Annotated in this window: 8 protein-coding genes; 3 read left to right on the top strand and 5 right to left on the bottom strand. The window is 35.4% G+C overall.

Annotation, left to right across the window (positions count from 1 at the left end; all coding sequences use genetic code 11):
- Nucleotides 1-87: 87 nt before the first annotated feature.
- The gene (locus AC0608_RS03345) at nt 88-3,987 is read left to right on the top strand and encodes a RemA C-terminal-like gliding motility protein (protein WP_478288114.1); all 3,900 of its coding nucleotides are present in this window, start codon (nt 88-90) and stop codon (nt 3,985-3,987) included.
- A 58-nt stretch (nt 3,988-4,045) separates the two neighbouring features.
- Here the strand turns inward: AC0608_RS03345 and bioB are convergent, their stop codons facing one another.
- From bioB to AC0608_RS03330, 3 genes are all read right to left on the bottom strand, one after another.
- Nucleotides 4,046-5,125, bottom strand: a complete 1,080-nt coding sequence (gene bioB, locus AC0608_RS03340) for a biotin synthase BioB (protein ID WP_417958898.1) — start codon at nt 5,123-5,125, stop codon at nt 4,046-4,048.
- Nucleotides 5,126-5,410: 285 nt separating this feature from the next.
- Nucleotides 5,411-5,866, bottom strand: coding sequence for a hypothetical protein (locus tag AC0608_RS03335; protein ID WP_417958897.1), 456 nt, complete (start codon nt 5,864-5,866; stop codon nt 5,411-5,413).
- A gap of 94 nt (nt 5,867-5,960) precedes the next feature.
- On the bottom strand, nt 5,961-6,902 hold the full coding sequence (locus AC0608_RS03330; RefSeq protein ID WP_478288113.1) for a bifunctional riboflavin kinase/FAD synthetase: 942 nt from the start codon (nt 6,900-6,902) through the stop codon (nt 5,961-5,963).
- Between the two features lie 215 nt (nt 6,903-7,117).
- Here AC0608_RS03330 and AC0608_RS03325 point away from each other — a divergent pair, with 215 nt between their 5' ends.
- Entirely contained in the window at nt 7,118-9,817 is a 2,700-nt protein-coding gene (locus AC0608_RS03325; protein ID WP_478288112.1) for a zinc-dependent metalloprotease, read from the top strand.
- A gap of 39 nt (nt 9,818-9,856) precedes the next feature.
- Here the strand turns inward: AC0608_RS03325 and pth are convergent, their stop codons facing one another.
- Nucleotides 9,857-10,531, bottom strand: a complete 675-nt coding sequence (gene pth / locus AC0608_RS03320; RefSeq protein WP_478288111.1) for an aminoacyl-tRNA hydrolase — start codon at nt 10,529-10,531, stop codon at nt 9,857-9,859.
- 39 nt (nt 10,532-10,570) lie between these two features.
- On the opposite strand from pth, the gene AC0608_RS03315 reads away from it, so the two are divergent.
- Nucleotides 10,571-10,804, top strand: a complete 234-nt coding sequence (locus AC0608_RS03315; protein ID WP_478288110.1) for a hypothetical protein — start codon at nt 10,571-10,573, stop codon at nt 10,802-10,804.
- A 15-nt stretch (nt 10,805-10,819) separates the two neighbouring features.
- Here the strand turns inward: AC0608_RS03315 and AC0608_RS03310 are convergent, their stop codons facing one another.
- On the bottom strand, nt 10,820-11,431 hold the full coding sequence (locus AC0608_RS03310) for a 50S ribosomal protein L25/general stress protein Ctc (RefSeq protein WP_417958893.1): 612 nt from the start codon (nt 11,429-11,431) through the stop codon (nt 10,820-10,822).
- Nucleotides 11,432-11,456 lie beyond the last annotated feature (25 nt).

The following is an 11,456-nucleotide window of genomic DNA, read 5'->3' as shown; positions in this document are numbered from 1 at the left end:
TTTTAAGATTTTCTTATTTTTAAATTTTAGTAAGAAATATAAACAATTTTAATCAGTTAATATGAAAAAAAATCACTTACTAAAATTATGAATTTTGGTGCAACTCAGACAAAAGCCACCAACCCTTTTCCAGTAATTAAATGGCAATATTTCACTTTCGTTTGTGTTTTCTTTTTAATCAATGTTGCTTTTTCGCAACAAGGAAAGACTGATGCAACATTCAATACTTATGATGACGGATTGCAAGGAGATGGTTTTGATGGGGCGGTGAGAACAGTTTCTCTACAAACTGATGGGAAACTGATTGTTGGCGGAGATTATTTAAATTTTAATGGTAGTTCAACATCCTATTTATGTCGATTATTATCAGACGGATCCAAAGACCCATCTTTCAATTTAGGCACAGGAATAAATGGGAAAGTATACTGTTCCCTTATACAGCCCGATGGAAAAATTATTTTGGGGGGATCATTTACCTTGTGTAATGGAAAATGGGCCAATCGCTTAATTCGGGTAAATAGTGATGGTTCTGTTGATACTACATTTGATACAACCATAGCGGCGAGTTCTGGAATAATATATGCCATGGCTTTACAATCGGACGGAAACATAATCATAGTAGGTAGTTTTACAAAATACAATGATGTGAGTAAAAATAGGGTAGTACGACTTTTGCCTAACGGAACTTTAGATTCGGGATTTGTAACTGGTATTGGCGCAAATGGATTGATCGAGGAAGTTCAAATTCAAGGCGATGGAAAAATAATTCTGGGCGGATCATTTATTTCTTTTAATTCAACAGCTTGTAGTAAAATAATTAGATTGAATGCAAACGGAGCTGTGGATACTACTTTTACACAAGGGACTGGTTTTAATAATGATATTTCAGCACTTGCCGTGCAACCCGATGGAAAGATAATAGTTGGTGGTAGCTTTGACACCTACAATGGTGTTACTGTTAATAGAATCATTAGGTTGAATTCCAATGGAACGATTGATACCTCTTTATTATCTGGATCTGGATTTGATGGCGGAGTGGTTGAAATTATAAACATAGCTTCGACAGGCGCTATTATGTTAGGCGGATCTTTTAGTGGGACATATAATGGAGCTAACGTCAATAAATTAGTTTTACTGGATTCTAAAGGTGTTATTAATCCTTCGTTTGATATAGGTTTGGGACCTCAGACGGGTACAGTAAATGCATTGGGAGATGAGTTAGGGAATTCTTGGTATATAGGCGGCTCGTTTTCTGTTTTTGATTCTCAAAATCAAGGGAGGCTTGCCAGAATTGACGCTGTGGGAGCCCTAGATATTGGGTATCTTACAGCTGGAGTTGGTTTTGACAATTCGGTTTATAAAGTTCTTTCCTTAGCCGATAATAAAACCATGGTTTTAGGGAATTTCACTAAATTTAATGGAACTATTTGCAGCAGAATAGCATGTTTATCTCCAGATGGAGGGTTTGATTTGTCTTTCAATGTTTCGGGTACAGGCGCAAATAATTCGATAAAAACGGCTCTTGTACAAGCAGATACTAAAATTGTTTTTGCAGGGGCTTTTACAAATTATAATGGAACGGTCCGAAACAGAATTGGGAGAATTTTGGCAGACGGGTCTATTGATGCTACTTTCATCACAGGAGTGGGTTTTAATAATCAAGTTTATGCTTTGGCTTTGCAACCTGACGGCAAAATAATTGTGAGTGGAAATTTTACAAATTATAACGGTAACCTTAGGAATAGGATTGTTCGTTTGCTTTCTGATGGGACATTAGATCCCAGTTTTAATATCGGTTCAGGAGCGGATGCTATAGTAGAAGCCATTTTGGTTCAACCGGATGGGAAAATAGTTTTAGGAGGCCAGTTTTCTATCTTTAATGGGTTTTCTTTTAATCGAATAGTTCGTTTGAATGCGGATGGAAGTATAGATACTGGGTTTTCTATAGGTAGTGGTTTTGATAAAAATATATATTCTGTAGCGCTACAATCTGATGATAAATTGATTGTTGGGGGGACATTTTTAAACTATAAAGGTGTTTCCGCAAAAAGAATTCTCCGATTGAATCGTGACGGGAGTTTGGATACTACTTTTGCAATGGGGGCTGGTTTCAGTAATGGAGAAATTAGAGCGATTTTGATTCAGCCTGATGATCGATTATTGATTGGAGGAACTTTTTCTGGAACGTACAATGGGACTGCTGTAAAACGCATGGTGCGATTGCTTGCAAACGGAATTTATGATACTACTTTTTCAGTGAATTTAAATAGTACACTGTATAGCATTTGTTTTACCCCAAATAATAAAGTCATGATTGGTGGAAATTTTAATTCTGTTTCCGGTATAACTAAACATAGAATAGCCCGAATTAAACTGTGTACAAATAGTTCAATTTGGAACGGTACTTCTTGGAGCAACGGGTTGCCTTCGTCTGAAAAAACACTAATTTTTAATGCCAGTTACAATCCAACTACTTCTCTTAATTCTTGCTCTTGTGCTATTAATTCAAATAATACAGTTCGTATTCCTGATGGACAAACGTTAAGTTTAATCTTTGATTACTCTGGTTCAGGAACATTAATTTTAGAAAATAATGCTGCGCTATATCAATCCGAAGATCAAGTTAGTAATTCTGGAATTATTCAACTAAAAAGAAAAACAACGCCGATTCTTTTAGCGGATTATACCTATTGGTCTTCCCCTGTTTCAAGTCATAGATTAATTGATGTTTCCCCGGACACACCTTCTGATAAATTTTATTCCTTTGACGCTTCCAAAAAATCATGGTTACCGGAGATTCCAACTAATGTTATGACTGTAGGTAAAGGATACATTATACGTGGTCCTGCAACTTTTTCGAAAACGGTTTCTGCTAATTATGAAGCTTTGTTTACAGGAATTCCAAACAACGGGCTGACATCAGTTCAAATTGCCACAACGCAAACCTCAAATCTGATAGGTAATCCTTATCCTTGTGCACTTGATGCAGATTTGTTCATAAATGCGAACAAAGGAATCCTGGACGGAACTATTTACCTCTGGACACACAATACGGCTATCAATAAAAACACATATACATCGGATGATTATGCAGTATATAACTTATTAGGTGGCGTTGGTACGAGTGCTGCGACAAATTCCGGAGTTAATAACAGCAAACCAGATGGCAAGATTGCATCTGGACAGGCTTTTTTTGTTACCAGTATCAATGGGGGAGGGATGGCTGTATTTAATAATAGTATGCGGTTAGTGGGACAAAATTTAAATTTTTTTAAATCGAATAATAGTAAAAAACTAGAATCAGATTTGGTGGAGAAACATCGCATCTGGTTGAATTTATACAACAATGAAGGCGCTTTTAAGCAAATTTTAATAGGATATGCAAGTGGAGCAACCAATGATTTTGACAGTTCTTTTGATGGAGAGAGTTTTAATGGAAATCAGTATCTAGACTTTTATACCATAAATCAAGATAAGAATTTAGTAATTCAAGGAAGAGCTTTGCCTTTTGAAGAAACAGATGAAATTAAATTAGGGTTTACCACTATGTTGGCAGGAACATTCATAATTAAAATGGACCAGATAGATGGACTATTTTTACATAAAAGTATTTTTATTGAGGATAAATTAAACAATAATATCGTAGACTTATCAAAAGGCAGTTATCTTTTTACCACAACAGTAGGGACATTTGAAAATCGTTTTAAATTGATTTATAGTGATAAAACATTGGCAGTAAATGAATTTATAAAAGAGGAAAACTCAATTTTTGTTTCGAGTGAAAACAAACAATTACAAATATATTCAACACAAGAGTTGATAGATGAGGTTTCGATATACTCCTTAGCGGGAAGAAGCATATATCAAAAGAACAAGATAAATGCAATGGATTTTTCTATATCTGGTTTAGGGACTAATCATCAAGTGATGCTAGCGAGGATAGTTTTGAAAAATGGCCATTCCATCGTCAAAAAAATAATTTATTAAAAAATAGGCATAAAAAAACCATCTTGTTTGGGCAAGATGGTTAGAATTTTTTTGTTTTTTATTTACCTGATGCTTCAAGATTTCTATCGATTGTATGTCCTGGTCTGGACCATTTTGGTTTTTCGCCTAATGGAGCAAATTGAGAATCAGAAGCCTCAACGGTTTGAGGTTGAGAAACTTTTGTAAAAGGTTTTTGTGGATTTAAACCTAACATTTCAAACATTTTCATGTCCTCATTTACATCAGGATTAGGGGTAGTCAGTAATTTATCTCCTGCAAAAATAGAATTGGCACCTGCAAAGAAACACATAGCCTGCCCTTCACGGCTCATATTCATTCTACCCGCTGATAAGCGTACTTGAGTTTCCGGCATGATGATTCTAGTAGTGGCTACCATACGTATCATTTCCCATATTTCAACAGGTTTTTCTTGCTCCATTGGAGTTCCCTCCACAGCAACCAATGCGTTTATTGGCACTGATTCCGGTTGTGGATTTAACGTAGAAAGTGCTACAAGCATTCCGGCTCTATCTTCGATACTTTCTCCCATTCCAATTATTCCGCCACTGCAAACGGTAACATTTGTTTTACGAACATTCTCAATGGTTTGCAAACGGTCTTCAAATCCGCGGGTTGAAATCACTTCTTTATAATATTCTTCAGAGGTATCTAAATTATGATTATAAGCATATAAACCGGCTTCGGCTAGCCGATGTGCTTGATTTTCAGTGATCATTCCAAGCGTACAGCACACTTCCATGTCTAGCTTGTTTATGGTACGAACCATTTCCAGAACTTGATCAAACTCGGGGCCGTCTTTTACGTTTCTCCATGCTGCTCCCATGCATACGCGAGAAGATCCACTCGATTTTGCGCGTAAAGCTTGCGCTTTTACTTGGCTAACGGACATTAAATCATTTCCTTCAATTTCAGTGTGATATCTTGCTGCTTGTGGACAATACCCACAATCCTCTGGGCAACCACCAGTTTTTATAGACAATAAAGTTGAAACCTGAACCACATTGGGATCATGATGCTCTCTATGAATTGAAGCTGCTTCATAAAGTAAATCCATCATCGGTTTGTTATATATTGCGATAATCTCGTCTTTCGTCCAGTCGTGTTTTGTGATGCTCATTGATGCGATTTTATGATGCATCAAAAGTAGTCAAATTGTTCTAAAGAACCAATGGAATAGTATTGAAAAGCCTGTTGCGAAGTTTTTATGACTAAATTGGTTTAGTTGTAAACTGACGTTTCTCTATTTTATGAGTTACTTAAGTACTACTCTATTCACTACTTTAATTTCTAATGAAAGTAAAGCAGATTTTAAAAAGATAGAAAATAATAAGGTCGCAAAGAACAAGTTAATAGTCTTTTGCGACCTTGAATAAATAAATTAAAGCTGAATCAGTAAGCTTAGCTATGATTCAGCGCCGTGTTTGTCTGAAGCATAACGGGTGTCCCAATACAGCATAAGGATAAATGTAACGATTACAGCGGATACGATTCCTTCAAATAGTAAAGAAATAGAATATGTCATTACAGATGGTTCACCTCCAAATAAGAACGTTTTTGATAATGACCCAACGTATGCGTCTCCACCTTTGGCATAGCTGTAAACAATTAAACCAATAATACTCAAGAAAATTCCTGTTAGGGCTGTTAATAGAGCAGAAACAGCATTAGAAACTAATACGACTTTCCCTTCAGCGAAATTAGATTTTATCGTTTTGTAAGTGCCATAGAATACAAACAGTACATTGAACAAACGTAATAAATAAATGTCCGCTAGACCCAAAAGCTCCATTAATAAGAAATATAGGCCAATTCCTATGAAAATTATAAGTCCGTTTACTAATTCTTTAGGTAGTTTCATACAGCTAGTTTTAAAATTTTAAAAAAGATACATTTGTTATAAACAGTATACTATCTTCAAATTTACAGAAAAAAAGGGAATTTTTATGAAAAAATCAAAAATTATTCAAGAAAGCAAGTGCTGTTTTCTTGTCTTTTTCAAGTTGTTCTTTTAGTAAATCAACCGATTTGAATTTTTGTTCTGAGCGAATTCTTTGTAGTATAGAGATGCTTATTTTGGTGTTGTATAAATCAGAATTAAAATCAAAATAATGAATTTCGATGGATTGTTTTTCGCCATCAACAGTGGGGTTAAACCCAATATTCATCATTCCAAAAACTGTTTTTTGATGTATTGTACTTTTTACAATATAAACCCCATTTTGAGGGATTAGTTTGTAACCTTCTTCAATTTTTAAGTTAGCCGTAGGGAAACCGATTGTCCTTCCTATTTGTTTTCCTTTAGCAACTATTCCAGTCAGAAGATAATCATATCCTAAATATTTGTTGGCCAATGATATGTCTCCTTCGCGTAATGCATGTCTGATTTTGGTAGAGCTTACCGATATCTCATTTATTTCTTGAGCCGATATTTGTTCGACATCAAAATCGTATTTTTTTCCAAAAGCGACAAGATCATCAATATTTGCGGTGCGATTTCTTCCAAATCGATGGTCGTAACCAATAATTATTTTTTGGATATGAAATCGATCTACGAGAATTGTACGAACAAATGCTTCGGCAGTCAATCTTGAAAATTTTTCGTCAAAGGGATGAATGATTAAATTTTGAACACCAATATTTTCCAATAAATCTATTTTTTCAGGTATGGTATTCAGTAATTTTATATCTGATTTTTCTTGTAAAACCATTCTGGGATGAGGAAAAAAAGTAAGCACTAAGCTTTCGTATTTGTCTTTTTCTGTCCCGAAACTCTGGGATTGAATAACTTTTTCCAGAATTTTTTTATGCCCAATATGAACTCCGTCAAAAGTACCTAAAGTTAGTATTGTTTTTTTAGCGGAAGTGAAATCGTCGATAGAATGAAAAATCTTCAAAGCATGTGTTTTATAATAGTGCGAATTTAAGATATCTATTTTAAAAGTAGCCGTATGAACAATTGATTTTCAAGAGAATTTCAAGAAAAAACAGGAAAAATGGATTTAAAAATTAAATATCATTGAATTTGCTTGTAATTGGTTTAAAATATCAATTAATTGAATCCTAGATTAACATAAATACTTTAATTTTGAGGTTTAAATATCATGAAATTATGAAAAGAATTATACTATTTTTTATAATTATTTTTTCCATTTCGGGAGTTCAGGCTCAAGATGGTTCTTTTTGGAAAAAAATTGCTCAAGATAAAGTTGCCGTTGCTGATAAAGTGACTGGTAAACCAAGTGTGGACGATCAGTTATTGTTCAATTTGAATGCAATTGCACTCCAAAATTCTTTAAAATCACTCCATAATAAAAAAGGAAAACAGAGTAGAATTGAAATTACTATCCCTAACAGGAAAGGAGATTTAGAAAAATTTTTGGTTTGGGAATCTTCAAATTTTGAACCCGAATTGCAAGCCCAACATCCTAATATAAGAGCCTATAATGGTATTGGAATAACAGATAGAAATGCCTCTCTTTATTTCAGTTTCTCTCCAAAAGGAATACAGACTATGGTTTTAAGAGGGGAAAGTGGCTCTGAATTTATTGAACCTTATACAAAAGATAATGCTATTTATGTGCTTTTTGACTCTAAAAGCAGAGCCCGAGGGAGTTTGCCTTTTGCTTGTAATACGGAAGATGTCGTTTTAAACAAGCAATTGTTAAACAAGACTAGTAAAGTTGTTGCTAGTAATAAAGTTTTTAAAACCTTAAGACTGGCTTTATCTTGTACGGGCGAGTACACTGCGTTCCATGGAGGGACTGTTGCAAATGCTTTGGCGGCTATGAATGCTACTATGACAAGAGTTAACGGGGTTTTTAATAAAGATTTAGCTGTAAAACTGAGTATTATTGCCAATAATAATCTCATAATCTACACAAATGCTGCTACTGATCCTTATTCGAATGCTACAGAAGGAGTAGCTGGAAAATGGAACCTAGAATTACAGGACAATTTAAACGCTACAATTACAAATTCCGGATACGATATTGGCCATTTATTTGGTGCGGATGGTGGTGGAGGAAACGCCGGTTGTATTGGCTGTGTGTGTGTAAATCCTACGGTGGATAACCCCACTGCAAAAGGAAGTGCTTTTACGTCACCCAGTAATGCAATTCCTCAGGGTGACACTTTTGATATTGATTTTGTAGCACATGAAATGGGACATCAATTAGGTGCAAATCACACGTTTTCTTTTGAAATTGAAGGTACAGGGGTTAATGTGGAGCCAGGCAGTGGTTCAACAATTATGGGATATGCAGGAATTACTGCGGGCTATAATGTTCAAAACAATTCAGATGATTATTTTGCTTATGCAAGCATTAAGCAAATACAAGAAAATCTTTTGTCTAAAACGTGTCCTACGAGTACTGTTATTAATAATGACCCACCAACAATTAGTGCGGGCCCAAATTATACCATTCCTAACGGTACTGCATTTATTTTGAAAGGTACTGGATCTGATGTAAATGGTGATGTGGTTACTTATTGTTGGGAACAAAATGATACAGCTGTCAATACTATAAATCCTTCAGTAAATGAAGACGGTGATTTTAGTTTTGCATCCCCTACAAAAATCAATGGACCTAATTTTAGATCTTTTTATCCCATTAGTTCACCGGTACGCTATATGCCTGCTTTTGTTTCGGTTTTGGCCAACAAACTTACAACGACCTGGGAGTCTGTCTCTACAATTGAAAGGACACTTACTTTTACACTAACGGGCAGGGATAATGCAGCTCTTGGGACAGCGCAAACTAATACGGATGAAATGGTGGTAAATGTTAGTGGGACAGTAGGCCCATTTGCAGTAACGTCACAAAACACCGAAAATTTAAGTTGGTTATCAGGAACGACCCAGACGGTGACTTGGAGTGTAAATAACTCCAGCACTTTAATTGGTTCAGCAAATGTGAATATAAAACTGTCAACTGACGGAGGATTAAATTTCACAACGGTGTTGGCTTCTAATACGCCCAACGATGGTTCGCAAATTATTACGGTTCCAAATGTAACGGCTAAAGATTGCAGGATTTTAATTGAGCCAACAGCAAATATTTATTATGCTTTAAATAGTAAATCTTTTGCAATTGGTTATTCTGTTGCTTCCTCTTGTAGTACGTATGCTTTTTCCACCCCATTTCCAATACCCGAATCTACTACGTATGCCACCCGAACAATTACCGTACCAGCTACATCTGATGTCATATCCGATGTAAATTTTTCGGTTGCTTTTACGCATACCTTTTTGTCAGATGTGCAAATAGAGGTTGTAAATCCACAAGGAACTGTCGTGAAGTTATTTGAGAGAAGTTGTGGTTCTTCAAGTCGCAGTTTAGTGCTGAATTATGATGATTTAGGAACTCCTCTTGATTGTGGAGTAGCTACGGTTCAGACCGTAGCGCCATTTGAATTGTTATCTGCATTTAATGGGATAAGTCCGCAAGGAAATTGGACTTTACGCGTTCGTGATTTAGATCAAAATGATGTTGGAACTATAGACTCAGCATCAATAACAATTTGTACCAAAACATATACTTTAGGAACACCAGACTTTGAAATCAATGATTTTGTGGTGTATCCAAATCCCAATAAAGGGAATTTTAATGTTCAATTTACCACTAAATCCTCTGCAGAAGTGAAGGTAATGGTCTATGATTTATTAGGAAGGAAGCTTTTTGAAAATGAATTTCAAAACAAGCCTAGTTTTAATGAAAACATACAATTAAAAAATGCTTCTCCAGGTCTTTATTTCCTGACGGTAATTGATGGGGACAGAAAAGAGGTTAGGAAAATAGTGATCAAATAGTGGAAAATAACGTTGAAAGAAGGAGTTGTTTTTCTTTCGTTATTTTCCGTTAAATGTGGTCATAGTGTTTTCTAATCCGGCTGTTCCAAAGGATTTTATAATTTCTGAAGCTAGTTCTAATCGCTCCGGGAGTGCTGCTTTTTCAGTATCGTCCCAGTCTCCCAAGACATAGTCAACTTGTTTTCCTTTTTTGAATTCATCGCTGATCCCAAAACGGAATCTCGTGTAGTTTTGTGTATTCAAGATCAGATTGATGTTCTTTAATCCGTTGTGTCCCCCGTCGCTTCCTTTTGGTTTGATGCGAATAGTTCCAAAAGACAGGTTCAAATCGTCTGTGATGACTAAAATGTTTTCCAAAGGAATATTTTCCTTGTCCATCCAGAATTGTACAGCTTTGCCGCTCAAATTCATGTAGGTATTGGGTTTCAAAAGAAAAAAAGTTCTTCCCTTAAATTTATATTCGGCTAGAGCACCCAGTTTTACAGTTTCGAAACTAATTCCTTCTTTTCTGGCCAGAAAATCGACAATTTTAAAACCGATGTTGTGTCTTGTGTTTACATATTCGGCGCCAATGTTGCCGAGTCCAACTATTAGAAATTTCTTACTCACGCTTTCTATATTGTTTTTTTGGTGTTCGTGAACCTCTGGTTTCATACAATGTGTAGTGTCGCCTGTTTTTGTTGATGAGAATAAATTTGAAATCCATTTTATCATGCTGCAAAAATAGACTTAATCTGTTAATTAAGTAAACTTGTGTTAGAAAATGTTTTGTTGGTAGCCGAAGTGGCCAATCTTTTGGAATACTCCCAAGAACAAAACCATAAAACCCAATTAGCCCCGATGGAAGGGAAAATCCTTTTTTTTGAGGCGATTTTTTTCAACTCAAAAAAGATTGGAATGACAGCGGGAAATCTATTTCCTAAAAAGCCTAATTTTTCGCTACTATTCAAAAAAAAAGCACCAGTTTTACAACTGATGCTTTTTTGAATGATTGAAAAAATATTATTTTTTCTTTCCTTTTACAGGAGCTTTCGCTGCTTTCGCTGCTTCTTGAGCTGCTTTCATAGCCGCACGAGAGATTCTTACTTGAGCAACAACAGTGTTGTCTGGGTGAATCAATTTGTAGTTGTCGTTCGCTAATTTAGTAACGTACAATTTGTTTCCCATTTCAAGTGGAGTAATGTCAGCTTCAATAAAATCAGGAAGATTTTTTGGTAAAGCTTTAACTTTAAGTTTACGAGTATTCAAACGTAAAACACCACCAGCAAGAACTCCTTTAGAAGTTCCAGTTACTTTTACAGGAACTTCCATAGTGATTTCTTTGTCATCAAATAATTGAAAGAAGTCAATATGTAAAATCTTGTCAGACACCGGGTGAACCTGAATGTCTTGTAAAATGGCATTGAATGATTTTCCTTCACCAAGATCGATCTCAACTGTGTGAGCGTTTGGAGTGTAAACCAAGTTTTTGAAAGCCATAACTTCTGCTGAGAAATGAACTGCCTGATTTCCTCCGTATAATACGCAAGGAACCAATCCAGCATTACGTAAGGCTTTAGTCGCAACTTTGCCCACGCTTTCTCTTTCTGATCCTTTAATTGTAATCGATTTCATTGTAAAAAAAATATAGTTATTAAAT

It is taken from the genome of Flavobacterium sp. GNP008, from assembly GCF_056428965.1.
This window is presented reverse-complemented; position numbering and strand designations above follow the sequence as displayed.

Coding starts and splice junctions, on each gene's coding strand:
- bioB (WP_417958898.1), bottom strand. CDS start 5,125: ATGAGCATCACAAAACACGACTGGACGAAAGACGAGATTATCGCAATA.
- AC0608_RS03345 (WP_478288114.1), top strand. CDS start 88: ATGAATTTTGGTGCAACTCAGACAAAAGCCACCAACCCTTTTCCAGTA.
- AC0608_RS03335 (WP_417958897.1), bottom strand. CDS start 5,866: ATGAAACTACCTAAAGAATTAGTAAACGGACTTATAATTTTCATAGGA.
- AC0608_RS03325 (WP_478288112.1), top strand. CDS start 7,118: ATGAAAAGAATTATACTATTTTTTATAATTATTTTTTCCATTTCGGGA.
- AC0608_RS03310 (WP_417958893.1), bottom strand. CDS start 11,431: ATGAAATCGATTACAATTAAAGGATCAGAAAGAGAAAGCGTGGGCAAA.
- pth (WP_478288111.1), bottom strand. CDS start 10,531: ATGATAAAATGGATTTCAAATTTATTCTCATCAACAAAAACAGGCGAC.